The organism is Pseudomonas sp. RW10S2 (assembly GCF_014268985.1).
Lineage (GTDB): Bacteria > Pseudomonadota > Gammaproteobacteria > Pseudomonadales > Pseudomonadaceae > Aquipseudomonas > Aquipseudomonas wayambapalatensis.
In genome coordinates this window covers 1-25,027 of the sequence record NZ_JABWRO010000053.1, presented here as the reverse complement: position 1 = coordinate 25,027, position 25,027 = coordinate 1, and the positions used below count along the sequence as shown (strand labels likewise).

The 25,027-nt window shown below is 64.5% G+C and carries 23 protein-coding genes and 1 tRNA gene; 15 read left to right on the top strand and 9 right to left on the bottom strand.

Annotation, left to right across the window (positions count from 1 at the left end; translation table 11 throughout):
• Positions 1–173: 173 nt before the first annotated feature.
• Positions 174–1,943 carry an ABC transporter transmembrane domain-containing protein gene (locus tag HU729_RS13460; protein ID WP_186710477.1) on the top strand — a complete coding sequence of 590 codons (1,770 nt, stop codon included), beginning with the start codon at positions 174–176 and terminating at the stop codon, positions 1,941–1,943.
• A gap of 57 nt (positions 1,944–2,000) precedes the next feature.
• Here the strand turns inward: HU729_RS13460 and HU729_RS13455 are convergent.
• Positions 2,001–2,077: transfer RNA gene (locus HU729_RS13455), tRNA-Pro, on the bottom strand.
• A gap of 81 nt (positions 2,078–2,158) precedes the next feature.
• On the bottom strand, positions 2,159–2,380 hold the full coding sequence (locus HU729_RS13450; protein WP_186669630.1) for a YgdI/YgdR family lipoprotein: 222 nt from the start codon (positions 2,378–2,380) through the stop codon (positions 2,159–2,161).
• 162 nt (positions 2,381–2,542) lie between these two features.
• Here HU729_RS13450 and moaB point away from each other — a divergent pair, with 162 nt between their 5' ends.
• Together moaB and glp are read left to right on the top strand one after the other, a co-directional pair.
• A complete protein-coding gene (moaB, locus tag HU729_RS13445) occupies positions 2,543–3,082 on the top strand; it encodes a molybdenum cofactor biosynthesis protein B (RefSeq protein WP_186669628.1) in 540 nt (179 codons plus the stop codon).
• The gene (glp, locus tag HU729_RS13440; protein ID WP_186710471.1) at positions 3,066–4,292 is read left to right on the top strand and encodes a gephyrin-like molybdotransferase Glp; all 1,227 of its coding nucleotides are present in this window, start codon (positions 3,066–3,068) and stop codon (positions 4,290–4,292) included. Before moaB ends, glp begins: the two co-directional genes overlap by 17 nt.
• Here glp and HU729_RS13435 read toward each other — a convergent pair.
• Positions 4,281–5,516 carry a glycosyltransferase family 4 protein gene (locus tag HU729_RS13435; protein WP_186710469.1) on the bottom strand — a complete coding sequence of 412 codons (1,236 nt, stop codon included), beginning with the start codon at positions 5,514–5,516 and terminating at the stop codon, positions 4,281–4,283. The two genes, glp and HU729_RS13435, sit on opposite strands and share 12 nt — an antisense overlap.
• 182 nt (positions 5,517–5,698) lie before the next feature.
• Here HU729_RS13435 and yegS point away from each other — a divergent pair, with 182 nt between their 5' ends.
• Entirely contained in the window at positions 5,699–6,586 is an 888-nt protein-coding gene (gene yegS / locus HU729_RS13430; protein ID WP_186710467.1) for a lipid kinase YegS, read from the top strand.
• Here yegS and HU729_RS13425 read toward each other — a convergent pair.
• The 3 genes from HU729_RS13425 to HU729_RS13415 form a co-directional block, all read right to left on the bottom strand.
• Complete coding sequence (locus tag HU729_RS13425) at positions 6,570–7,226, bottom strand: response regulator transcription factor (protein ID WP_186710458.1); 657 nt, start codon at positions 7,224–7,226, stop codon at positions 6,570–6,572. The two genes, yegS and HU729_RS13425, sit on opposite strands and share 17 nt — an antisense overlap.
• Positions 7,219–8,112 (bottom strand): sensor histidine kinase, encoded by an 894-nt coding sequence (locus tag HU729_RS13420; protein ID WP_186710456.1) that lies wholly within the window; start codon positions 8,110–8,112, stop codon positions 7,219–7,221. The genes HU729_RS13425 and HU729_RS13420 overlap by 8 nt, the downstream gene beginning before the upstream one ends.
• 383 nt (positions 8,113–8,495) lie before the next feature.
• Entirely contained in the window at positions 8,496–9,017 is a 522-nt protein-coding gene (locus HU729_RS13415) for a histidine kinase (protein WP_238348372.1), read from the bottom strand.
• A 351-nt stretch (positions 9,018–9,368) separates the two neighbouring features.
• Here HU729_RS13415 and HU729_RS13410 point away from each other — a divergent pair, with 351 nt between their 5' ends.
• The 5 genes from HU729_RS13410 (at position 9,369) to HU729_RS13390 (ending at position 14,845) form a co-directional block, all read left to right on the top strand.
• Positions 9,369–10,304 (top strand): chemotaxis protein CheV, encoded by a 936-nt coding sequence (locus HU729_RS13410; protein WP_186669622.1) that lies wholly within the window; start codon positions 9,369–9,371, stop codon positions 10,302–10,304.
• A gap of 63 nt (positions 10,305–10,367) precedes the next feature.
• The gene (locus HU729_RS13405) at positions 10,368–11,171 is read left to right on the top strand and encodes an MOSC domain-containing protein (protein WP_186669621.1); all 804 of its coding nucleotides are present in this window, start codon (positions 10,368–10,370) and stop codon (positions 11,169–11,171) included.
• 99 nt (positions 11,172–11,270) lie between these two features.
• Positions 11,271–11,954, top strand: a complete 684-nt coding sequence (locus tag HU729_RS13400; protein WP_186669619.1) for a response regulator transcription factor — start codon at positions 11,271–11,273, stop codon at positions 11,952–11,954.
• Positions 11,951–13,276 (top strand): ATP-binding protein, encoded by a 1,326-nt coding sequence (locus HU729_RS13395; protein WP_186710452.1) that lies wholly within the window; start codon positions 11,951–11,953, stop codon positions 13,274–13,276. Before HU729_RS13400 ends, HU729_RS13395 begins: the two co-directional genes overlap by 4 nt.
• Before the next feature lie 168 nt (positions 13,277–13,444).
• Positions 13,445–14,845, top strand: a complete 1,401-nt coding sequence (locus HU729_RS13390) for an aspartate aminotransferase family protein (protein WP_186710450.1) — start codon at positions 13,445–13,447, stop codon at positions 14,843–14,845.
• Between the two features lie 41 nt (positions 14,846–14,886).
• Here HU729_RS13390 and HU729_RS13385 read toward each other — a convergent pair whose 3' ends face one another.
• From HU729_RS13385 to HU729_RS13375, 3 genes are all read right to left on the bottom strand, one after another.
• The gene (locus HU729_RS13385) at positions 14,887–15,933 is read right to left on the bottom strand and encodes an ornithine cyclodeaminase (protein WP_186710448.1); all 1,047 of its coding nucleotides are present in this window, start codon (positions 15,931–15,933) and stop codon (positions 14,887–14,889) included.
• Positions 15,934–15,951: 18 nt separating this feature from the next.
• Positions 15,952–16,869 carry an arginine deiminase-related protein gene (locus HU729_RS13380; protein WP_186710446.1) on the bottom strand — a complete coding sequence of 306 codons (918 nt, stop codon included), beginning with the start codon at positions 16,867–16,869 and terminating at the stop codon, positions 15,952–15,954.
• A 148-nt stretch (positions 16,870–17,017) separates the two neighbouring features.
• Positions 17,018–18,781: a sigma-54-dependent Fis family transcriptional regulator gene (locus HU729_RS13375; RefSeq protein ID WP_186710445.1), complete on the bottom strand. Its 1,764-nt coding sequence runs from the start codon at positions 18,779–18,781 to the stop codon at positions 17,018–17,020.
• A 223-nt stretch (positions 18,782–19,004) separates the two neighbouring features.
• On the opposite strand from HU729_RS13375, the gene HU729_RS13370 reads away from it, so the two are divergent.
• From HU729_RS13370 to HU729_RS13345, 6 genes are read left to right on the top strand one after another with little or no spacing between them, the layout of a single operon-like run.
• Positions 19,005–20,099, top strand: a complete 1,095-nt coding sequence (locus HU729_RS13370) for an ABC transporter ATP-binding protein (RefSeq protein WP_186669607.1) — start codon at positions 19,005–19,007, stop codon at positions 20,097–20,099.
• Positions 20,099–21,196, top strand: coding sequence for an ABC transporter ATP-binding protein (locus tag HU729_RS13365; RefSeq protein WP_186710443.1), 1,098 nt, complete (start codon positions 20,099–20,101; stop codon positions 21,194–21,196). The genes HU729_RS13370 and HU729_RS13365 overlap by 1 nt, the downstream gene beginning before the upstream one ends.
• Positions 21,193–22,056 (top strand): sugar ABC transporter permease, encoded by an 864-nt coding sequence (locus HU729_RS13360; protein ID WP_186669603.1) that lies wholly within the window; start codon positions 21,193–21,195, stop codon positions 22,054–22,056. Before HU729_RS13365 ends, HU729_RS13360 begins: the two co-directional genes overlap by 4 nt.
• 3 nt (positions 22,057–22,059) lie before the next feature.
• Positions 22,060–22,860, top strand: coding sequence for a carbohydrate ABC transporter permease (locus HU729_RS13355; protein ID WP_186710442.1), 801 nt, complete (start codon positions 22,060–22,062; stop codon positions 22,858–22,860).
• Between the two features lie 12 nt (positions 22,861–22,872).
• Positions 22,873–23,145 (top strand): DUF2160 domain-containing protein, encoded by a 273-nt coding sequence (locus tag HU729_RS13350; protein ID WP_054892396.1) that lies wholly within the window; start codon positions 22,873–22,875, stop codon positions 23,143–23,145.
• 36 nt (positions 23,146–23,181) lie between these two features.
• Positions 23,182–24,921: an ABC transporter substrate-binding protein gene (locus tag HU729_RS13345; RefSeq protein ID WP_186669598.1), complete on the top strand. Its 1,740-nt coding sequence runs from the start codon at positions 23,182–23,184 to the stop codon at positions 24,919–24,921.
• The last annotated feature ends 106 nt before the right edge of the window (positions 24,922–25,027 follow it).

Below are 25,027 nucleotides of genomic sequence, written 5' to 3'. Positions count from 1 at the left end.
CGGCATCACGACAGGCACAGTGCAACAGAAAGTGCGGTAAAGCTCCAGTGACAGGTTAGACCGATAAGCTATAGCCACTGGCCCTACCGAACTGCGACCCCTCGGCAGCTGCAGGCGTTCCACCCAGGCAGATGAATGGTAGTCTGCAGGTTTCCCGCTCACCGGTCCGTGCCATGTCCGATCCGCTTTCCTCCCGCCAGCGCCGCGCCTTGGGCCTGGCCTGGCAATTCGTGCGTCCCTACCGCCGGCAGGCCATGCTTGCCTTGCTTGCACTGATCGTCACGGCAGCCATCACCCTTTCCATGGGCCAGGGCATTCGCCTGCTGGTGGACCAGGGGTTCATGACCGGTTCTGCGCACCAGCTCAACCAGACGATTGCGCTGTTCATGGTGCTGGTGCTGGCCCTGGCGGTTGGAACCTTCAGCCGCTTCTACCTGGTGTCGTGGATTGGCGAGCGCTGCGTCGCCGACATTCGCCGTGCCGTGTTCGATCACTTGATCGGGCTGCATCCGGGGTTTTTCGAGGATAACCGCAGCTCGGAGATCCAGTCGCGCCTGACCGCCGACACGACGTTGCTGCAATCGGTGATCGGCTCGTCGCTGTCGATGTTCCTGCGTAATGCGCTGATGGTGCTGGGCGGGGTGGTGTTGCTGTTCGTCACCAATCCCAAGTTGACCAGTATCGTGGTGCTGGCCTTGCCGCTGGTGCTGTCGCCGATCCTGCTGTTCGGCCGGCGGGTGCGCAGCCTGTCACGCCAGAGCCAGGACAGGGTCGCTGACGTCGGCAGCTACGTCGCCGAAACACTGGGGCAGATCAAGACGGTGCAGGCCTACAACCATCAGGCTCACGATCGCCAGTTGTTCACCGACACCGTCGAGGCGGCTTTCGATGTGGCGCGCCAGCGCATTGCCCAGCGGGCCTGGTTGATCACCGTGGTGATCGTTCTGGTCCTGGGCGCCGTGGCAGTGATGCTCTGGGTGGGCGGCATGGATGTGATTGCCGGGCGCATCTCCGGGGGCGAGCTGGCCGCGTTCGTGTTCTACAGCCTGATCGTCGGCAGTGCCGTGGGCACCTTGAGCGAAGTGATTGGCGAGTTGCAGCGGGCTGCCGGGGCCGCCGAGCGTATTGCCGAATTGCTCGCGGCAAGCAGCGCGATCGTACCGCCGTCGCAGCCTTCGACACTGCCGGGCGCGCGGGCCAACGGGCAGATCGAGTTGCGCGATGTGCACTTCGCCTATCCATCACGTCCGTCGGTGGCGGCCATCGATGGCCTGAGCCTGGTCATCGCACCTGGGCAGACAGTGGCGTTGGTGGGGCCGTCTGGGGCGGGCAAGTCGACGCTGTTCGACCTGCTACTGCGTTTTCACGACCCGCAGGCGGGCAGTATTCTGCTCGACGGACAGCCGATAGCAGCGCTCGACCCCGACGACCTGCGTCGCCAGTTCGCCCTTGTGGCGCAGAACCCTGCGCTGTTTCGCGGCACGGTCGAGGCGAATATCCGCTACGGAAGGCCGCAGGCGAGTGCCGCCCAGGTCGAGGCCGCGGCGCGCAGTGCCCATGCTCACGAATTCATCCAGCAATTGCCCCAGGGCTACCAGACGCTGCTGGGCGAGGGTGGCATCGGTCTGTCGGGTGGGCAGCGCCAGCGCCTGGCGATTGCCCGGGCGCTGCTGGTGGATGCACCGGTGCTGTTGCTCGATGAGGCCACCAGCGCGCTCGACGCGCAGAGCGAGCACCTGATCCAGCAGGCCTTGCCGCAGTTGATGGCCGGGCGTACCACCTTGGTGATCGCCCACAGGTTGGCGACCGTGCAGCATGCCGATCGCATTGCGGTGATCGACAAGGGCAAGGTGGTTGCTGTCGGCAGTCATCGCCAGCTGGTCGAGGAGAACCCGCTCTATGCCAGGTTGGCGGCGCTGCAGTTCGCTGCAGGCAGCGCCTGAATCGCGATCAGGCAGGCACGAAAAAGCCCGCGCTGAGGCGGGCTTTTTCGAAGGATCTGGTCGGAGAGACAGGATTCGAACCTGCGGCCTTCTCGTCCCGAACGAGACGCGCTACCTGGCTGCGCTACACTCCGATGTCGAAAATCCTAATGCATCGTATTTTTGAACGCAAGCCCTTGTTGTTAAAAGGCCGTTAGCTCAAAACGAGGTGCAGATCAGAGCTCCTTGACGGTGCGAATCTGATCCTTGTTGATGCGTGTACGCTTGCCATCGAGTTGTTCGAATTCGTAGAAGCCGGAGTCTTCGTCGTAGGAAGGTTTGTCCACGGCCTGAATCTCGCGGCCGTCGTTCAAGGTGATGACGGTTGGCGAAGCGCAACCGGCGAGGGTGGCCAGGCCCAGGGCGAGCAGGAAGGCGGGAATTGTCCGTTGGATCATCGTGTTTCTCCAGTGCGATGGTGCTTGATGACGTTATGACGCGAGGCGTCCTTGCAAAGTTCCTCGCATAGTCGAGCATAGCGGCAATCAGTGGGCATTGACCAAGAACAAGGCTGCCTTGTGATATAACTGGCGCATTCTTTCCTCCTGCGACGGACCCCCATGAAAGCCAAGGCAGATACCCCCTTCGTGCCGTTGAACATTGCCGTGCTGACGGTCAGCGACACCCGTACCTTCGACACCGACACTTCCGGGCAGATGTTCGTCGATCGCCTCAGCGCCGCTGGCCACCGCCTGGCCGAACGGGTGCTGCTCAAGGATGACCTCTACAAGATCCGCGCCCAGGTCGCCACCTGGATCGCCGACGACCTGGTACAGGTGGTGCTGATCACCGGCGGCACTGGCTTCACTGGCCGCGACAGCACCCCCGAGGCCGTCGCTTGCCTGTTGGACAAGCAAGTCGATGGCTTCGGCGAGCTGTTCCGGCAGATCTCGGTGCCGGACATCGGCACCTCCACCGTGCAGTCGCGTGCCCTTGCGGGCCTGGCCAACGGCACCCTGGTGTGCTGCCTGCCCGGCTCGACCAATGCGGTGCGCACTGGCTGGGACGGCATCCTCGCCGAGCAGCTCGATGCCCGCCATCGCCCCTGCAATTTCGTCGCGCACCTGAAGCAGTCGCAGGCCTGTGACAGCCGTGGCTGAGGCGGCGCCGAGCCGGCCGTTGATGCCGGTGGAAGAGGCCCTCGAGCGCCTGTTGGCACTGGCCGAGGCGGCGCCGATCGACGAAGTCGAGGTGGTCGCGCTGGCCGATGCCGAAGGGCGGGTGCTGGCCAACGATCTGTTCGCCACGCTCGACCTGCCGCCTTGGCCCAACAGTGCCATGGACGGCTACGCCCTGCGCCTGGCTGACTGGCAGGGCGAGCCCCTGGCGGTCAGCCAGCGCATCTTCGCAGGGCATGCGCCGCAGCGGTTGCAGCCAGGCACCTGTGCACGCATCTTTACCGGCGCCCCCCTGCCCGAAGGCGCCGACTGTGTCGAAATGCAGGAAAACGCCGAAGTGCTGGACGATGGCCGCGTACGTTTTCTCGAGGCGCTGGCGCCGCAACAGAACGTGCGCCCCAAGGGCCAGGAAACCCGCGCTGGCGAGCAGGTGATGGCTGCCGGCACATTGTTGGGCCCGATCGAACTGGGCCTTGCCGCCACCTTGGGCCACGGCCAGCTTCAGGTGCGGCGCCGGGTGCGGGTCGCGGTGTTGTCGACCGGTGACGAGTTGGTCGAGCCGGGGTTGCCGCTGGGCCCCGGGCAGATCTACAACAGCAACCGCCGACTGCTGGTCAGTTGGCTGCAGCGTATGGGCTGCGAAGTCATCGATGCGGGCATCCTCGCCGATGACCTGGTGTTGACCCGCCAGTGCCTGGCCAACCTGGGCGATGTCGACCTGATCCTGTCTACTGGCGGTGTGTCGGTGGGGGAAGCCGACTATCTGGGGATGGCTCTGCGCGAAGCTGGCGAGCTGGCACTGTGGAAGCTGGCGATCAAGCCGGGCAAGCCGCTGACCTTCGGCCACTTCCGCGGCGTGCCGGTGATCGGCCTGCCGGGTAACCCGGCGTCCACCTTGGTCACCTTCGCCTTGCTGACACGTCCCTACTTGCTGCGTCGCCTGGGTGTCCAGCAGGTCACGCCGCTGCGCTTCGATGTGCCGGCTGGTTTCGACTGGCCCAAGCCAGGCAATCGCCGCGAATACCTGCGCGCGCGGATCGAGGGTGGGCAGGTACGCATCTACTCGAACCAGAGCTCGGGCGTACTGCGCAGCGCAGCCTGGGCAGACGGGCTGGTCGAGGTGCGCGAGGGCAGTACGGTGAGCCCGGGCGATAGCGTGGCATTCATCCCGTTCAGCGAGCTACTTGGCTAGCATCCCGCCGAGCGGCGTGGTCTGCGCCGGGGCCAGTTGAGTCAGGCGCATGTGCACGTTCTCCAGTTGCTGGGCGGCAACGCTCCAGTCATGGCGCTGCCGGGCGAACTGTCGCCCGGCTTCCCCCAGTTGGGTCATGCGCCACGGCTGGTTGAGCAATTGGGTCAGCAGCAGCGCCAGCTGGCTGCCGTCGTCACTGCCCAGGTAGTGTTCGCCATTGTTCACCGCCAGGCCCGAAGCGCCCTTGCCGGTGGTGATCACCGGCAGCCCGGCGGCCATCGCTTCGAGAATCTTCACCTTCGACCCTCCGGCATAGCGCAGCGGCGCGAAGAACAGTGCCGAACGCCGTTGCACTTCGCGAAGGTCGGGGCGGTAGCCAAGCCATTCGATGCGCGGGTCGTTCCAGTGCAGTTTCCAGTGCGCGGGCAGGGCATGCCCGGCGATGGCCAGGCGCACTGCAGGATTGCTCTGCCAGACCTGGGGCAGGATGTCTTCCAGTGCCCACTCGATGGCTTCCAGGTTCGCGCCGTATTCGAAATTGCCCACGAACAACAGGCGCTGACTGTGCAGGGCCGGTTGCACATGCTGGTAGTGATCGCAATCGACGCCGTTGACCACCACGTTCACCGCCCGCCCGCTGATCTGCCCGATCAGCTCGGCGTCGTGCGGGCTGACCGCCACGACTTCGTTGGGCTGGCGCAGCACGCGCTGCTCCCAGCGCCGGTAGCGCCAGCGATCGAACGCGTTGAGCGGGCGTAACCACAAGGGCAGGCGATCGTGGCAGGCTGCGCCCATCACTGACTCGAGGGTGTGTTCGCTGAGCAGGTAGGGCAAGCCGCGCCGTTGCAGGGCCTTCTCGAAGGGCTGAAAGGCATAGCTGTGTTCGATCTGGATGACATCCCACGGCTCGTCCAGCAATTGCTCGAAGCGGTGCCGAAGGCAGGGCGCCAGGCCATTGATGATGGCGCGCATGGGGTAGTCGATGATGGGCGAGGCGAGCAGGTTGAGCGGGCTCTGCACGGGGCGCCGGGGCAACACGATCAGGCGTTCGAGCAGTGGTTCGAGGGCCTGTCGCGCAGGATCGGACAGTGGCACCTTGGACTGCACCAGCAAGGTGATGCGATGGCCGTGATGTGCCAGTTCGCGCAGCAGGTGGTACTGGCGGGTCTTGCTGCCGCTGGTAGTGGGCCAGGGCAGATAGGGCAATGTCCAGAGAATACGCATGGCCGCTCCTATCAGGTGAGGGCTGCACAAGGGTCAATAATCTGACTGTGTGGCGGGGCTCTCTTAAGCGTAGCCAAGTCTTTGTCGAATGATGGCCTGGGTTGAATTTTGCGCCGCCGTGCAGCAATTGCCGGTTGCCTGTGGTCGAGATTGGAGTTGGCGTCTTATACGGAGAATCTCGGATGCGCGGGCACAAGGCGATGTTGATCCTGCATGGCAAGCAGGCCATGAACGAAGAGGTGCGCAGCGCCGTGGGCGTGCGACGCGAGCGTGGGCAGGTACTGGATGTGCGTCTGACCTGGGAAGCAGGTGATGCCCGGCGCCTGGTCGAAGAAGCCCTGGCGGCCGGTTACACGCAGGTGGTGGCCGGCGGTGGCGACGGCACCCTGCGCGATATCGCCGAGGCCATGGCCCAGGCGCAGGCCAACGCCAGCCTGGCCCTGTTGCCGCTGGGCACTGCCAACGATTTTGCCCGCGCCGCCGGGGTGCCATTGGAGCCGGCCGCCGCCTTGGCCTTGCTGGATGTGCCGGCCCGGCCCATCGACCTGGGGCGGGTAGGTGAGCAGATGTTCCTCAACATGGCCACCGGTGGCTTTGGCAGCCAGGTGACGGCCCATACGTCCGAAGACTTGAAGAAGGTACTGGGTGGGGCGGCCTACCTGTTCACCGGGCTGTCGCGCTTCAGTGAGTTGCAGGCCGCATCGGCGGCCCTGCACGGGCCGGATTTCCACTGGCAGGGGCAGTTGCTGGCGTTGGCCATCGGCAACGGTCGCCAGGCGGGCGGCGGCCACGTGCTGTGCCCCGAGGCGCTGGCCGATGACGGCTTGCTGGAGGTCGCGATTCTGCCTGCACCCGAGGCGATGGTGGGCGCATTGCGCGACTTGCTGACGGGCGAAGAACTGTTCGTGCGGGCGCGCGTGCCGTGGGTCGAGATCGGCCAGGCCGAGGGCTTGGATATCAACCTGGACGGAGAGCCGTTGCAGGCCGGTAGCCTGCGTTTCGAGGCGGCGCCGGGTGCCCTGCGCGTGCACCTGCCCGCAGACTCGCCGCTGCTCAGTCGTCCAGGCTGATGATCTTCTCGCGTACGGCGAACAGCACCAGGCCTGCGACATCGTAGATCTGCAGGCGCTTCATGATCTGCGAGCGATGGGTTTCAACGGTCTTGATCGACAGCCCCAAGCCTGCGGCGATCTCGCGGGTGGATTTGCCACGCACGATCAGGCGCAGGATTTCCAGTTGCCGGGCGGTGAGATTGTGGCGATCGCTGCTTGGCTGTTTGTTCGCCTGAGCGCGCAGCAGGGCCTGGTTGATCACCGTGTGGGCGATGGCCGGGCTGAGGTAGCGCTCGCCGTTGCGCAAGGCGGCCAGGGCGTGCTCCAGCTCGTTGGCGGTGGTGTCCTTGAGCAGGTAGCCGTGGGCGCCGCTTTCGAGGGCTCGCATGATCAGGTCGGGGTCGGTGTGCATCGACAGGATCAGCACCTTGCAGGTGCAACCTTTTGCGCGCAACTGCGTCAGGGCGTCGAGGCCGTTGGTCGAGCGCATCGAGATGTCCAGCAGGACGATGTCGGGGGACAGGCGCTGGACCATCTCCAGCAGGTGCTGGCCGTCATCGGCTTCACCGACCACGGTATAGCCGGGAATATCCGACACCAGCGCGCGGACGCCGGCACGAATCAGCGAATGGTCGTCGATCAGCAGCAGTCTAATCATCGGTGGCGGGTGTCCTGGCACGTTCCTGGCTGCGTGCAGGCCAGGGGAACAGTGCTTCTATCCGGGTGCCGGCACCGGGCTGGCTGGTCACGCTCAGGGTGCCTTGCAGGGCGGTGGCCCGTTCCTGCATGCCGGCCATGCCGCGTTGCCCGGCCTCGCCCGGTTTGCTGTTCGGCACGAAGCCTTGGCCGTCATCGATGATCGACAGCAGCAACCCGGCTGGGGTGCGTTGCAGGCTGATCAGCAAATTGCGCGCCTGGGCATGGCGCAGCACGTTAGTGACCGCTTCCTGGGTGATGCGAAAGGCAGCCATGGTCACTTCGTCGGAGATGCCGCCCAGGCGCTGGTTGCACTCCAGGCTCCAGTGCACCTCGCTGTTCTCGAGGGCGCGCAGCAGGTGCGCGCGCAGGCTGGCTTCCAGGCCCAGGCTGGCGAGCTGCCGTGGGTTGAGCAACGCCGAGACGTCACGCACGTTGCCCAGGGTGTCGTCGAGGGTCTTGCGCAGGGTATCGCACTGCGCCTGCAGCGGTGCAGGCACCCGACGTTGCAACCAGTCGAGCTGAAGCTTGGCGGCGGTGAGCAATTGGCCGATGTCATCGTGCAGCTCGCGGCTCAGGTGCTGACGCTCGCTTTCCTGGACCTTGAGCATGCGGTCGGCCAGCTCTGCCGGCAGCAGGTTGATCGACCTGGCGCGACGGCGCAGGTGCCAGCCGGCCCCGAGCAGGGCAGCCAGCTGCAGCGCCAGGGCACCGGCCGACAAAGGTTGCCCGTTGCTGTAGAGCACCAGGTTGGTGACCAGCGATGCCACGCACAACACGGCGGTCGCCCCACGCAGCAAGGCGGTGCGAGAGCGACAACACAGGGAAATCTTCAAGCGTGGGAGCATAGATAGGAAAGCCACTGAATTATTGCCGGCGCAGGTCGCCAATCTCTCTGGGGAATCGTGAGTGTCCTGCCTTTCAACCAAAAACGAGCCCTGTTGTAATCGTTGAAGAGCCGTTGGGCGTTCGTTCATTTGCGCGCATGGTATCACTTCGAGTTGGTTTGGTCCCGGCTGGTTAGTTGCCTGGAATCAAGGTAATTCCGAGGCATGACAGTGGGGCGCAGCGCTCGGTAAGTGGCAATAAGCCATTATCGTTTGAAAAGGCAGGAACTTCCAAATTCAACTAACGGGGCGAGGCTGCAGGAACTAGACAGAACTTGTACAACTTGCCAGCTAGTTGTGTGTTTGGAGCTGGCCAGTTAGACGAGTTACGCAGGGCCACATCGCTAATCTTTACGAGTTGATGTGGCGTAGGTGTGCTTGGGCTCGATGTGAATGTTGAGCAGTTGGGCATGCACGCAGTGGCGCTCGTTCTCCTCGCACAGCGCACAGGCGTGGGGGAGTGGTTGATCCAGCACGTCGGCCAGGGTGACCAGCAGCAGGTGCTGCTCGCTGCTGTCCAGGTTCAGGTGTCCGGTGCGGGCATCGACCAGTTCCAGTTGCCAGGCCAGCAGTGTCAGGCAGTCGGCCAGTGCCGGTAGCGCGCCCAGCGGCAGGTTGCGACTGGTGCAGCCAGGCGCCAGCAAGCGGTGCAGGGTTGAGGCGTAATGGGCGATCTCGAGCACGCCCGAGGCGTCGGCTCGACGGGCGAGGGTGTCGAGGGCTTCCCTCAGGCAATGGCAGGCGTCAGCGTCGTTGCTGATCAGCTCCAGGTGTTGCAGGCACTCCTGGGACTCGTTCAGCAGCACCTGCGCATCCAGCAGGAAATCCTGAAGGATCGCGGTATTCAAGAGCGCCCGTTCCATCATGAAACTCCAACACGCTGGGTTGGAGCAGGGGTTGGCCACACCGAGATGTTCGCTGACAAGAGCCTGACTCCGTTCATGCAGTGAGAATGGCGTCACATTAATGGCTAATGGATATTGCGAATATCAGGTTGCTCCCGATTGCTCCTAGGGGTTTCCCTGATGAGGTCTCAGTGGCGGTGATACGTCCGCAGCGCGGCGGATGGGGAGGGATGTGGCAGCAGTAAAGCATGATGGTAAAGTGATATCAATCGCCGCCCGGGCATTTTTCTGCAGGGGTCAAGCTCCGGCAGATTGTGCCGATACAGGGCGGATGTATCCACTTTTTCCGGCTCAGAGCCAGGGGGTTGCGCAATGGCTGGCATTCTCGACACGGTAGATCAACGCACGCAATTGGTAGGCGAGAACCGCCTGGAAATCCTCATGTTCCGCCTGGCGGGGCGACAGCTGTTCGCGATCAACGTGTTCAAGGTGCAGGAGGTGCTGCAACTGCCCAAGCTGACCCTGATGCCGCAGCGCCACACCTTCGTCTGTGGCGTGGTCAACCTGCGCGGCCAGACCCTGCCGGTGATTGACCTGTCCCAGGCGATCGGCATGCGGCCGCTGCAGCCAGGGCCGGACAGCACCATCATCGTCACCGAGTACAATCGCTCGGTACAGGCTTTCCTGGTCGGCGGGGTCGATCGCATCGTCAACATGAACTGGGAAGCTATCATGCCGCCGCCCACCAGCGCCGGCCGCCAGCATTACCTGACCGCGATCACCAAGGTCGACGAGAAACTGGTGGAGATCATCGACGTGGAGAAGGTGCTGGCCGAGATCGTGCCCTACAGCGCCAAGGTCTCCCGCGACAAGCTCGAAGACCCGGTACTGGCCCGTGCCCGCGGTCGTGAAGTGCTGCTGGTGGACGACTCCAGCGTGGCCCTGGCCCAGCTGCGTGACACCTTGTCGCAGCTGGGTGTGAAGCTGCACATCGCCAGTGATGGCCTGAAGGCGCTGCGCATGCTCAAGGGCTGGGCCGATGCCGGCGAAGACGTCTGCGAAAAGCTGCTGATGATCTTCACCGATGCCGAAATGCCAGAGATGGATGGTTACCGCCTGACCACCGAGATCCGCAACGACCCACGTCTGCGCGGGCTGTACGTAGTGCTGCACACGTCGCTGTCGGGCAGCTTCAACGAGTCGATGGTGAAGAAGGTCGGCTGCGACAACTTCCTCTCCAAGTTCCAGCCGGACCGCCTGGTGGATGTGGTGCGCGAGCGCCTGTCGCTCGATCACGTGGCAGTCTGATACCTGCACACGCCGCGTGGTGGGTATAAGCTTGGCTTTTCGACTGGCACGAGGCGGGCGGGGATGTTTCTGAGTGCGTTGTATCGGTATCCGGTGAAGTCTTGTCAGGCGCAGAGCCTGGGCGAGTCGAAGGTGGATGCCATGGGGCTGTCGGGCGACCGGCGCTGGATGGTGGTCGAGCAGGATACCGGGCGCTTCCTTACCCAGCGCGCCTGGCCGCAATTGGGGCGGCTCACGGCCACCTGTGGCGATGGGGAGAGCCTGCTGCTGGAAACCCCCGGGCAGGCGCCGCTGAGGGTCAAGGTGCCGGGTGCCGATGACGACCTGCGCGGCGTGACCATCTGGCGCGACACCTTGCGCGTGCCTGACGCCGGCGACGAGGCCGCGGCGTGGCTCAGCCAGATGCTCGGCAAGGCGGTACGTCTGGTGCACTGCCCGCAGCAGCGGGCACGCTATCTGCCCAGCGGCTATGGGCTCAACAGTGACCGCGCGGCCTTCCCCGACGGCTTTCCTTTATTGCTGATCGGCCAGGGCTCGCTCGATGAGCTCAATCGGCGCATCGGCCGGCCAATGCAGATGCTGCGTTTTCGCCCCAACCTGGTGGTCGAGGGTGCCGAGGCGTTTGCCGAAGATGGCTGGAAGCGCATCCGTATCGGCGACATGACCCTGCGGGTGCTCAAGCCCAGCGTACGCTGCATCCTCACCACCCTCGATCCGCAGACGGGTGAGCGCAGTGGCGACCGGGAGCCGTTGACCACCCTCAAGACCTTCCGCGAGCGGGAAGGGGATGTGCTGTTCGGGCAGAACCTGGCGGTCGATGGCAGCGGGCGACTTGAAGTCGGCATGCCGGTCGAGGTACTCGAGTAACCGACGGCTGGCGCAGGCGACGAAACGCGGGGTGAGGTTCATAATCGGCGCTTAATCCCGTTTTGTTGCACTGCGCATCCACTTACCCGGAGATTTCCCATGCACGTACTGCTCTGCGAGGACGACGACCTGATCGCCAGCGGCATCTGCGCCGGCCTCACGGCCCAGGGCCTGACAGTCGATCGGGTCGCCAGCGCCTCGGCGGCACGTGCACTGCTCCAGGCGGCCCAGTTCGATGTGATGATCCTCGACCTGGGGTTGCCCGACGAAGACGGCCTCAAGCTGCTGCGTCGCCTGCGCCAGCAGGGCGAGGTGCTGCCCGTGCTGGTGCTCACGGCCCGTGATGCGGTCACCGACCGGGTCGATGGCCTGCAGGCCGGCGCCGACGACTACCTGCTAAAACCTTTCGACCTGCGTGAGCTGGCGGCGCGCCTGCACACACTCCTGCGCCGGGTGGCCGGGCGCGCGGTGAATGTCATCGAGCACGGCCCCTTGGTCTATAACCCCAGCAGTTGCGAGGCGACCCTGGCCGGTCGTCCGGTCGATCTGTCCCGGCGCGAACAGGCATTGCTCCAGGCCTTGCTGCAGAACCCCGGGCGCGTGCTGTCCAGCGAACAGCTCAAGGATTGCGTGTATGGCTTCAGCGATGAAGTCGAGAGCAATGCCCTCAACGTTCATATCCACCACCTGCGGCGCAAGCTTGGCAACAGTATCGTCGAGACGGTGCGCGGGCTGGGTTATCGCCTGGGGGCGGCGCAGGCCCCGCAGGAGACCGCACCATGAGCCTGCGGGTTCGTCTGTCGCTGATCCTGGGCAGTGCCTTCATCCTGATCTGGATCCTGGCGGCGGCCTGGATGTTGCGCGACCTGCGCCAGCAGATGATGTTCTCCCTCGACCAGCGCCTGGTGGCCTCGGCGCGGATGGTCGCGGGCCTGGTCGACCAGTTGCCGCAGCCGCTGGGGGCCAAGGGCCGGGACGCGCACTTCGCCGCCGACCAGTTCAGCGTGCCGGACGGTATGGCCTGCCAGGTCAGCTCCCTGCGCGGCGAGATCCTCGCCAGCAACCACAAGCATGATGGCAGCATGGACGATCAGCGCAGCGGCTTCCGTGACCAGACGATCGACGGCAGTTCATGGCGCACCTTCACCTACAACCATGGCGATGTGCGGATCACCACGGCCGATCGCCATCAGGAACGCGAGGCGCTCAACCAGTCGATCCTGCTGGCCGCTTCGGCACCGGTGCTGATGGCCTTGCTCGGCAGCCTGGGGTTGCTGTGGATTGGTCTGGGCAAGGGGCTGGAGCCGCTCAACCGCATGCGTGACGCCCTGCGCAAGCGTCGCGCCGACAGCGTCGAACCCTTGCAGGTGGCGGGCATGCCCAGCGAACTGCAACCCTTGCTGGAAACCCAGAACCAGCTGTTCCTGCGTATCGCCCAGACCATCGAGCGCGAGCGACGCCTGACCGATGATGCCGCTCACGAACTGCGCAGTCCGCTGACGGCCATCAAGACCCACCTGCAAGTGGCGCGCATGACCGACGGTAGTGTGCGCGAGCAGGCCCTGGAGCACGCCGAGCAGGGCGCCGACCGCATGCACCGGACCTTGGAGCAGTTGCTGATGCTGGCGCGGGTCGAGGGCAGCCTGTCGTTCGAAGATGGCGTGCTGTGCAGTGCCGAACAAGTCGCGCGCCAGGCGGTGCAGGATGCCGGTGGCGGTGACAATCGGCGAATCGTCGTGCGTCTGCCTGAAGAGGCCACCCGCATCTACCTGGGCATGCCCGCACCCTTGGCGGTGGCGGCGCTGCGCAACCTGCTGGACAACGCCCTGCGCCATGGCGGCAACAAGGCGGTGGAGCTGGAGGTGCAGATGGCCGATGGGCAGGTGGGCTTCCTGGTTCGCGATCATGGCCCGGGCATTGCCGACGAGGACCTCAAGCACCTGACAGAGCGTTTCTGGCGCAACAGCAAGAGTGTCGGCAGCGGGCTGGGCTTGGCGATTGTCCAGGCGATCGTCCAGCGCTGCGCGGGCAGCTTGCGTTTCGACAGCCGCAGCGATGGGTTGCGGGTCTGGCTGCAGGTGCCGACGCGGGAGGCTCGGGCCTGATCATCGGCCAATGTGGCATTTCGCGGGTGCGCCTGTGAAATGCCACATTGGCCCCCGAATCTGCTAAATCCACACCCCACTCAAGCGTCTCCCAAGCGATGACTTCCCGACACACATCCGGTTACAGGGACGTGGCGGGCATTCCTACTTGCTTGCGAGGGTTCGCCGATGTCTACCGCTTCCAGCCTTGCCCAGGCACTGCCGGCCGTTGCGCCGGAATCTCTGTACCGCTTCGAGGATTCAGCCTTGCTGTTGCGTCAGCAGCAACAGGAATCCAATGCCCGCAGCTACCCGCGTCGCATTCCGCTGGCGCTCAAGCGTGCCCGTGGTATCCATGTCGAGGACGTCGAAGGCCGCCAGTTCATCGACTGCCTCGCCGGTGCCGGCACCCTGGCGCTGGGGCACAACCACCCGGTTGTGGTCGAAGCGATCCAGCGCGTACTGGCCGATGAGCTGCCGCTGCACACCCTCGACCTGACCACGCCGGTCAAGGATCGATTCGTTCAGGACCTGTTCGCGGTGCTGCCCGAGGCACTGCGTCGCGAGGCGAAGATCCAGTTCTGTGGGCCAACCGGCACCGACGCGGTGGAAGCCGCATTGAAGCTGGTGCGTACCGCCACCGGACGCAGCACGGTGCTGGCCTTCCAGGGGGCCTACCACGGCATGACTCAGGGTGCGCTGAGCCTGATGGGCAGCCTGGGGCCGAAACAGCCCTTGGGCGCGCTGCTCAACAGCGGCGTGCAGTTCATGCCCTATCCCTACGACTACCGCTGCCCGTTCGGCCTGGGCGGCGAGGCGGGGGTACGTGCCAACCTGCATTACCTGGAAAACCTGCTGCTCGACCCGGAGGCCGGGGTGCAGCTGCCAGCGGCAGTGATTCTTGAGGTGGTCCAGGGCGAGGGCGGTGTGATTCCGGCCGATATCGAGTGGCTGCGCGGCGTGCGCCGTATTACCGAGCAGGTCGGGGTAGCGCTGATCGTCGACGAGATCCAGAGCGGCTTCGCCCGCACCGGGCGGATGTTCGCCTTCGAGCACGCGGGTATCGTGCCGGACGTGGTGACCCTGTCCAAAGCCATTGGCGGCAGCCTGCCGCTGGCGGTGGTGGTCTACCGCGACTGGCTCGACACCTGGGCGCCTGGCGCTCACGCCGGGACCTTCCGTGGCAACCAGATGGCCATGGCCGCCGGGTCCGCGGTGATCAATTACCTGGTGGAGCATCGCCTGGACGAACACGCCGCCGCCATGGGCCAGCGCCTGCGCGGCCACCTGCAACACCTGCAGCGTGACTATCCGCACCTGGGTGATATTCGCGGCCGAGGCTTGATGCTGGGGGTCGAGTTGATCGATCCGGACGGTGCGCTGGATGCCCTCGGTCACCCGGCCGCGTCACGCACCCTGGCACCGAAGGTTCAGCGCGAGTGCCTCAAGCGCGGCCTGATTCTCGAGCTGGGCGGCCGGCATGGCGCGGTGGTGCGTTTCCTGCCGCCACTGATCATCAGCGCCGAACAGGTCGATGAAGTGGCTGACCGCTTCGCCCGTGCCGTCCAGGCGGCAGTGGCAAGCGACTGATCGAAGCCTGCGGGGGCTGTGCACCACAGCCCCCGCAGTGCTCATGCTGCGCTGGCCTTGCGCGCCGCGGTTTGTGGTTGCAGCAGGGCGAACAGGTCCTTCGGGTTCTCAAGCTCGGGGACCAGCGCAATGTCCTGGCCGATATCCAGCGCCTTGGCCACATCCAGCACATAGCGCAGCGCCGAATAATCCTCCAGGGCAAAGCCTACCGAGTCGAACAGGGTCACCTGCGCGGCGTTCTCGCGACCGGCAGCTATCCCTTCGACCACTTGCCAGAATTCGGTGGTCGGTGAATCCGCCGGCATCTGCTGGATTTCACCCTCGATGCGGCTCTGCGGTTCGTACTCGACGATCACCCGTGCGCGCTCGACGATCTCGCGGTGCAGTTCGGTCTTGCCTGGGCAGTCGCCGCCCACGGCGTTGAGGTGCATGCCCGGCTCGATCATTTCAGGCGTGAGAATGGTGGCGTAGGCCTTGTCGGCGGTGACCGTGGTGACGATGTCTGCACCGCGTACCGCGTCGGCCACGGACGCTGCGATGATCAGCTTGAGCTTGGGGTAGCCGGTCAGGTTGGCCGCCAGTTTCTGTGAGGCGGCGCGGTCGATGTCGAACAGGCGAATCTCTTCGATGCCGAGCAGGGTGTGGAAGGCGATGGCCTGGAACTCGCTTTGCGAACCGTTGCCGATCAGCGCCATGCTGCGGCTGTCCTTGCGTGCCAGGTAGCCTGCGGCCAGGGCCGAGGTGGCGGCGGTGCGAATAGCGGTGGTGAGGGTCATTTCGCTGAGCAGCACCGGGGCGCCGGTGTCGACATCACCCAGCGCACCGAACGCCATCACGGTGAGCAAGCCGTTGTGAGTGTTCTTGGGGTGGCCGTTGACGTACTTGAAGGCGTACAGGCTGGCGTCGGACACCGGCATCAGCTCGATCACGCCATCGGGCGAGTGGTTGGCCAGGCGCGGGCACTTCTCGAAATCGTGCCAGCGCAGGTAGTCGCCACGAATGTATTCGGCCATCTCGGCCAGGCAGGTGGGCAGGCCCTTGCGGTTGACCAGGCGGGCGAGGTCTTGCACGTCGATATAGCGGGTCATGGAGTGCTCCTTTGGGGCTCAGTGGCGCGAGGGAAGGTGGACTTCGGCGAGCATGCAGCGTGCGCTGCCACCGCCAATGCGTTCGATGTGGTCGATGTCGACCACCAGCGGATGACTGTGGCGCTCGACCTGGCGGCGTTGGCCGGCGTCCAGCGAGCGCCAGGCGTTGCGCGACATCACCAGCAGCGAGCGGCCGCTGCGGTCGTGCACTTCGAGCATGTTGCCGGCGAAGCCCTCCAACTGGTCGAAACCTAGTGCCAGCACCTCCTTGCCGGTGTCGCGCAGGGAATGTTCGAGGGTGCGGCGTTCGTCGGCGTGGGGCAGGGCGTCTAAGCAGGCGACGGCCAGGGTGCGACCGACGTTCATCATCACGTTGCTGTGATAGATCGGTGCCTGCTGGCGATCGAGGGCGTGGAACAGGCACAGGCGGTAGCCGAGGTGTTCGGCGAACTGGCGCAGCGCCTGTTCGTGGGTGCGACCGGAATGGCAGGCGTAGCTGATACGGTGTTCGCGATCCAGCACCATGCTGCCGGTGCCTTCGAGGAACAGATTCTGCTGCTCCAGTGGGCTCAGGTCGATGGTGCGCTCGATGGCGAAACGCTCTTCGATCACCTGCAGCACACCCTTCTCACGCTCCAGGCGACGGTTGTGACCTTCCATCGGGTAGAGCACCAGGCTGCCATCGGCATGGCTGCTCCACCAGTTGTTGGGGAAGATCGAGTCTGGGGTGTGCGGTTCGGGCGTGTCCTGCACCACCAGCACCTCGACGCCGTGCTGGCGCAAGGTCTGCACGTAGCCGTCGAACTCTTCGAGGGCTTTGCTGCTGGCCGCGTCAGGGTCCAGGGGGGCATTCTGGAAACGGTTGTTCAGGGCGGTGTCGGGGTTGAAGGCGAACCGCGCCGGGCGAATCATGAGGACGGTATTTGTTGTTTGCATTGGGCACGCATCCACAGGTGGGCTGTGTGTCCATTTTCCGGTGCGGCAGTGGGAAAAGCCTGCTGAACGGCAGGTAGTCGGCAGCGGCTCCAGCTGAAATGGTGGATGTGGCAGCGGAATCGGCTGTGGAGCCCTAGCTCAGGCCCGCTCAGCCTGCGGCCGTCGAGCGCAGCCGCTTGTACAGCGTCGTGCGGCTGATCCCCAGCGCCCGCGCCACCGATGAAAGATTACCGTTGGCTTCGTGCAGCAGGGCGTTGAGGTCTTGCCCGGTGTCGGACCGTTCAGGTGTGGGCAGGGGCGTCGCAGCTTCCGCCAGGAACGCCGCTGGCAGGTGCTCCTCGCCGATGGCATCAGGCCCGGCCAACGCCAGGGCAACCTGCATCACGGTCACCAGCTCGCGCAGGTTTCCCGGCCAGGGATGCTGTTCGAGCAGCGCCAGTATCCGCGGCGACAAGCGTTGTACCTGCCCGGGTTCGCGGTAACGCGCATGCACCTGCTCGATCAGCGCCCGCCGATCGCTGCGCTCGCGTAGCGGGGGCAGTGCCAGTGCCAGCCCGGCGATGCGGTAGTAGAGGTCTTGGCGAAAACGCCCGGCCCGGACTTCGGCAGCCAGGTCCAGGTTGCTCGCCGAGACCACGCGAATGTCCACCGCCACCGGCTCACCGCTGCCCAGCGGCTGGATGCAGCGCGACTGCAGTACGCGCAACAGGCGGGCTTGGGTTGGCAGGGGCATGTCGCCAATTTCGTCGAGAAACAGAATGCCGCCGTCAGCCTTGCGGATCAGCCCGGTGTTGCCTTTGTGGTGGGCACCGGTGAAGGCGCCTTTTTCGTAGCCGAACAATTCCGACTCCACCAGTTCTGCCGGGATCGCCGCGCAGTTCACCGCGATCAGTGGCTGGTCGGCGCGGCTGCTGGCTTGGTGCAGGGCATTGACGAAGACTTCCTTGCCAACGCCTGTCTCGCCCTGGATCAGCACTGGAATATCCTTTTCCAGCAGCAGGCCGGCCTGGGCCAGCGCCTTGCTCACGCGAGGATCGCTGCTCGGGGGTGTGCTGCGCACAGGTTGATGCGGTGCGCGCCACTGGCAGTGGAAACGGTGGCGACCGGCGACCTGCAGGGCGAAGGCGCTTTCTTGAGGGTGGGCGAGAATCTGTTTTAGCGAGGTCTGGAACAGCTGTTCGAGCGTGCACTGCCGCGGATCCTGGCCCAGCAGGCTGTCGGCGCGATGATTGGCGGCCAGCACTCGCCCATGCTCGTCGAACAGCAGCAAGCCGGCCCAGGGGCTGTCGAGGTTGTCGGGTGCGGTATTGAACAGCAGTTGCCCGTGCCGGTCGCTGTGGGCGGCGAGAATCAGGCGATTCTCCAGGCTCTGGCCCATCATGCGCACCAGGCCGAGGGTCTGGGCGACGGGCAGGTAGCCATCGCTTGAGACATCCAGTACGCCCACCAGCCGACGCTCGGCATCGAACAAGGGCGCGGCGGCGCTGGCCATGTAGCGGTTCTGGCGCAGGAAATGTTCGTCCTGGCCGACATGGATGGCCTCACCGCAGGCCAATGCCGTGCCCAGCGCATTGGTGCCCACGCCGCGTTCCTGCCAGTGCGCGCCTGGGGTGAAACCGTGCTGCTGGCGCGGCTCGACGAAGCGCCGCGTCCCCCAGGCATCGAGCAGGCAGCCGCCGGCATCGGCGAGCATCACCAGGTAGCTGGAGTTGCCCAGCAGGTGTGTGTACTGCGGCAGTACTGCGTCGCGGGTCAGTTGCAGCAGGGCCTGACGATGCTCGAGCAGTTCGTTCAGTTGTGCGCCGGTCAGGCAGTCGAAATCCGGCGCGCTGTGCGGTTGCAGGCCGTATTCGCGGCAGCGGGCCCAGGAGGCCTGGATCAGGTGGGCGTGGGTCGGGGTGTCAGCGGCCATGGGCCTGTCCCTGTGTGATTGTTGTTGTCGGCGACCGCCCTTGAGTGTCGTTCACAACTGTTCATTGTCAATGCCGTGATTGTTCAACTGTCCAGCGAAACTGTTCATTTGTGTTCGCAGGCGAACAGGGTGCTGCTGCGTAGAGCCGGTGCCAGAGCGTTCGGCTGTTTCTGGCACGGTTCTGGCTCAGTTCGGCGGACAACAATCACAAGAAGGCTACGCCATGACCCTGGTGCTGGAGCAGGTCAGCCGCCACGTCGATAACCAGGCCTGGATCGCCGAGGCCAGTCTGCGTTTCGAGCCGGGCTCGTTCAACGTGCTGCTTGGCCGTACCCTGTCTGGCAAGACCAGCCTGATGCGTCTGATGGCCGGCCTGGATCGCCCGGACAGCGGGCGGGTGCTGATGGATGGCGAGGACGTCACCGGGCGCCCGGTGCGTGAACGCAATGTGTCGATGGTCTACCAGCAGTTCATCAATTACCCCACCCTCAGCGTGTTCGAGAACATCGCCTCACCGCTGCGCCAGGCGCGCCTGCCGGAGGCGCAGATCCGCCAGCGGGTGCACCAGACGGCCGAGATGCTGCGCATCGAAGCCTACCTGCAGCGCCTGCCGCTGGAGCTTTCCGGGGGGCAGCAGCAGCGCACGGCGATGGCCCGTGCGTTGGTCAAGGACGCTTCGCTGATCCTCTTCGACGAGCCGCTGGTCAACCTCGACTACAAGCTGCGTGAAGGGCTGCGCCAGGAGCTGCGCGCGCTGTTCGCCGAGCGCAACTGCATCGCTGTGTATGCCACCACCGAGCCGAACGAAGCCTTGGCCCTGGGTGGCACCACCACCATCCTTCATGAAGGGCGGCTCCTTCAAAGCGGCCCCACCGCCGAGGTCTATCACAAACCCTGCAACGTGCTGGCCGCCGAGTTGTTCTCGGAGCCGCCGATCAACCTGGTCAGCGGGCGGGTCGCGGGCAACGAGGTGAGCCTGGCCGGTGCGGTGCACTTCGCCCGTACCGACGATCTGCGCGCCCTGGCCGATGGCGACTACCGCTTCGGTGTACGCCCCAGCCACATCACCCTGGTGCCGTCCCATGACGACGACCTCGAGCTGACCGTGCTGGTCGAGCTGGCTGAAATCAGCGGCTCGGAGACCTTCCTGCATGTGCGCAACGAGCACTGGCGGATGATCCTGCACCTGCCGGGTGTGCACGAATATCAGGTGGACACCCAGGTTCCGGTGTTCATCCCCACCCACAAGCTGTTCGTCTTCGACAGCACCGGTCAATTGGTACAGGCCCCTGGCCTGCGCCAGGGGAGGCGCCGCTGATGGCCGAGATCCGCTTGCATCGCCTGGCCCACAGCTACAGCCGTCAGCCCGCCAGCGCTGCCGACTATGCCTTGCACGAGCTCGAGCACGTCTGGGAGCAGGGCGGGGCCTACGCCTTGCTCGGGCCTTCCGGCTGCGGCAAGTCGACCTTGCTCAACATCATTTCCGGCCTGCTCAGTCCGTCCCAGGGAGAGGTGCAGTTCGACGGTCAGCCGGTCAATGCGCTGTCGCCGCAGCAGCGCAACATTGCCCAGGTGTTCCAGTTCCCGGTGGTGTACGACACCATGAGCGTGTTCGACAACCTGGCCTTCCCCCTGCGTAACCAGGGCCTGGACGAGCGGCGGGTGAAGGCGCGCGTCGAAGAGATCGCCGAGGTGCTCGACCTGGGGCCGGTGCTGAAGAAAAAGGCGCGCAACCTGAGCGCTGACGAAAAGCAGAAGGTCTCGATGGGCCGCGGCCTGGTGCGCGACGATGTGTCGGCGATCCTTTTCGACGAGCCGCTGACGGTGATCGATCCGCACTTGAAATGGAAGCTGCGGCGCAAGCTCAAGCAGATTCACGAGCAGTTCAACATCACCATGATCTATGTCACCCACGATCAGCTGGAGGCCTCGACCTTCGCCGACAAGATCGCGGTGATGCACGGTGGGCGCATTGTCCAGTTCGGCACCCCGCGCGAATTGTTCGAGCGCCCGCGCCACACCTTCGTGGGCTACTTCATCGGCAGCCCCGGGATGAATCTGATCGAGGTGCGTGCCGAAGCCGATGGCGTGAGTTTCGGCGGTCTGCACCTGCCGTTGCCGGATGGCCTGCGCGAGCGCCTGGCCGAGCAGCCGGGCGAGCGCCTGCAGGTGGGGATTCGTCCGGAGTTCGTGCAGGTCTGGGACCGACCGATCGATGATGCCTTCGAGGCCCAGGTCCTGGATGTAGAAGACCTGGGCACCTACCGCATCCTCACCCTGGAGCTGGCGGGCGTCACCCTCAAGGCTCGCATGGGCGAGGACCGTCCCCTGCCTGAAGGGCGCGCCTGGGTCAGCCTGCCGGCGCAATGGCTGATGCTCTATGTCGATGACCTGCTGCTGGAGGCCGCGCCATGAACAAGGTGCCGAACAACAAGGCATGGTGGCTGGTGCTGCCGGTGTTCCTGCTGGTGGCCTTCAGCGCCGTGGTGCCGATGATGACGGTGGTCAACTATTCGGTGCAGGACATCTTCGACGCCTCCAACCGCTACTTCGTCGGTGCCGACTGGTACCGCCAGGTGTTGCGAGACCCCGCATTGCACGATGCGCTGTTGCGTCAGTTCATCTATTCGGGCTGCGTGCTGCTGATCGAGATCCCGCTGGGCATCGCCATCGCCCTGACCATGCCGACCAAGGGGCGCATGGCCTCGGTGTGCCTGATCATCATGGCCATTCCACTGCTGATCCCGTGGAACGTGGTCGGCACCATCTGGCAGATCTTCGGCCGCGCCGATATCGGGCTGCTTGGGGCTACCTTGGCCAAGCTTGGGGTCAGCTACAACTATGCGGGCGATCCGCTGGATGCCTGGGTCACGGTGCTGGTGATGGATGTCTGGCACTGGACCTCGCTGGTGGCGCTGCTGTGCTACTCGGGATTGCGCGCCATTCCCGACGTGTACTACCAGGCTGCGCGCATCGACCGCGCCTCGGGTTGGGCGGTGTTTCGCCATATCCAGCTGCCGAAGCTCAAGAGCGTGCTGCTGATCGCGGTGATGCTGCGCTTCATGGACAGCTTCATGATCTATACCGAGCCTTTCGTGCTCACGGGCGGCGGGCCGGGCAATGCCACCACGTTCCTCAGCCAGACCCTCACGCGCATGGCGGTCGGGCAGTTCGACCTGGGGCCGGCGGCGGCGTTCTCGCTGGTGTACTTCCTGATCATCCTGCTTGTGTCGTGGCTGTTCTATACCGCCATGACCCACGCCGACAAGGAGTAGGCCATGACCTTGCGCAAAGCGGTGCCGTTGCTGCTGTACTTCTTCTTCCTGCTGGTGCCGATCTACTGGCTGTTGAACATGTCGTTCAAGAGCAATACGGAGATCCTTGGCGGGCTGACCCTGTGGCCTCAGGCGTTCACCTTCGACAACTATCGGGTCATTTTCACCGATCCGAGCTGGTACAGCGGCTACCTCAACTCGTTGTACTACGTGTGCCTGAACACGGTGATCTCTCTGGCGGTGGCCTTGCCAGCGGCGTATGCGTTCTCGCGTTATCGTTTTCTCGGTGATCGCCACCTGTTCTTCTGGCTGCTGACCAACCGCATGGCGCCACCGGCGGTGTTCCTGCTGCCGTTCTTCCAGCTGTATTCGTCCATCGGCCTGTTCGACACGCACATTGCCGTGGCCCTGGCCCACTGCTTGTTCAACGTGCCGCTGGCGGTGTGGATCCTGGAGGGGTTCATGTCGGGGGTGCCAAAAGAGATCGACGAAACCGCCTACATCGATGGTTACAGCTTCCCGCGTTTCTTCGTGAAGATCTTCGTGCCGCTGATCGGCTCCGGGATCGGCGTGACAGCCTTCTTCTGCTTCATGTTCTCGTGGGTCGAGCTGCTGCTGGCGCGAACCTTGACCTCGGTGAGCGCCAAGCCGATTGCGGCGGTGATGACCCGCACCGTGTCGGCCTCGGGTATCGACTGGGGAGTGCTGGCGGCCGCCGGGGTGCTGACCATCCTGCCTGGCATGCTGGTGATCTGGTTTGTCCGCAACCATGTGGCCAAGGGCTTTGCCCTGGGCCGGGTATAGGAGGGCGCAAGGATGGAGTGGATGGCCTGGACCTTGCCCACGGCGCTGTTCTTTGTCGCCGTCGGCGTGCTGCTGTCGTGCATGACTGTGTTCGAGCTGCGTCGCCCCTGTGTGGAGCGGCGCGGTTTTCTGCCGCTCGTCACCAGTCGTGGCGACCGGTTGTTCATCGGCCTGCTGGCCAGTGCCTACCTGCACCTTGCGGTGATCGGCGCCAGCGACTGGCCGCTGTGGGTGGCCTCGCTGCTGTCGCTGGCCTGGCTCGTGGTGGTGCTGCGCTGGGGTTAGCCCGGGGCGGCGGATCATTTCAATCGGGAGATCACAATGTTCGATAACGACAACAAGCGGCGACATTTGACTCTGGCCGCGGCGCTGCTGCTTGGCGGCCTGCAGGGCACGGCGTGGGCCGATCAGTACGAGGACGCGGCGAAAAAATGGATCGGCAGCGAGTTCAAGCCTTCCACCCTGAGTGCCGAGCAGCAGATGGCGGAACTCAAGTGGTTCATCAAGGCCGCCGAGCCGTTTCGTGGGATGAAGATCAACGTGGTGTCGGAAACCCTCACCACTCATGAGTATGAGTCCAAGGTACTGGCCAAGGCATTCAGCGAGATCACAGGCATCCAGCTCACCCACGACCTGTTGCAGGAAGGCGATGTGGTGGAGAAGCTGCAGACGCAGATGCAGTCGGACAAGAACATCTACGACGGCTGGGTCAACGATTCCGACCTGATCGGCACGCACTTTCGCTATGGCAAGGTGCAGTCGATCACTGACCTGATGGCCAACGAAGGCAAGGACTACACCTCGCCTACGCTCGACCTGAAAGACTTTATCGGTATCTCCTTCACCACCGCGCCAGACGGCAAGGTCTACCAGTTGCCTGACCAGCAGTTCGCCAACCTTTACTGGTTCCGCGCCGACTGGTTCGAACGCCCTGATCTGAAGGCCAAGTTCAAGGAAAAGTACGGCTACGAGCTGGGTGTGCCAGTGAACTGGTCGGCCTATGAAGACATTGCCAAGTTCTTCACCGAAGACGTCAAGGAGATCGATGGCAAGCGTGTCTACGGCCATATGGACTATGGCAAGAAAGACCCTTCGCTCGGCTGGCGTTTCACCGATGCCTGGTTCTCCATGGCAGGTGGCGGCGACAAAGGCCTGCCCAATGGCTTGCCGGTGGACGAGTGGGGCATTCGCGTTGAGGACTGCCACCCGGTTGGCTCCAGCGTCACCCGTGGTGGCGACACCAACGGCCCGGCAGCGGTGTTCGCGACGCAGAAGTACGTGGACTGGCTGCGCGCCTATGCGCCGAAGGAAGCGCAGGGCATGACCTTCTCCGAGTCCGGCCCGGTGCCGGCCCAGGGCAATATCGCCCAGCAGATCTTCTGGTACACCGCCTTCACCGCCGATATGGTCAAGCCCGGGCTGCCAGTGGTCAACGCCGATGGCACGCCGAAGTGGCGCATGGCGCCGTCGCCGAAAGGGCCGTATTGGGAAGAGGGCATGAAACTGGGTTACCAGGACACCGGTTCCTGGACCTTCTTCAAGTCCACCCCCGAAAAGCAGCGCCTCGCGGCATGGCTGTACGCACAGTTCGTGACCTCGAAAACCGTGTCGTTGAAGAAGACCATTGTCGGTCTTACGCCGATCCGCGAGTCGGACATCAACTCCCAGGCCATGACCGAGATGGCGCCCAAGCTGGGTGGGCTGGTGGAGTTCTACCGCAGCCCGGCCCGGGTGCAGTGGACCCCGACCGGCACCAACGTGCCTGACTACCCGCGCCTGGCGCAGCTGTGGTGGAGTCATATCGCCGAGGTGGCCAGTGGCGAGAAGACTCCGCAGGAAGCCCTCGACGGCCTGGCCCGTGACCAGGACCGCATGATGGAGCGGTTGCAGCGTTCCAACGCCCAGGCCACCTGTGCGCCCAAGCTCAACCCAGAGCGTGATGCGCAGTACTGGTTCGACCAGCCGGGCGCGCCGAAACCCAAGCTGGCCAACGAGAAGCCGAAGGGCGAGACGGTCAGCTACAACGAGCTGCTCAAGTCGTGGGAGGAGGCGCGCAAGTGATCAGTTGCCGAGCGTACTGACCTCTACGCTGGCAGCCCTGCGCTCTCGCGATAGCGTCGGTAGATTCACCGCTTAATGAAAAACGGCATCCCAGGGATGCCGTTTT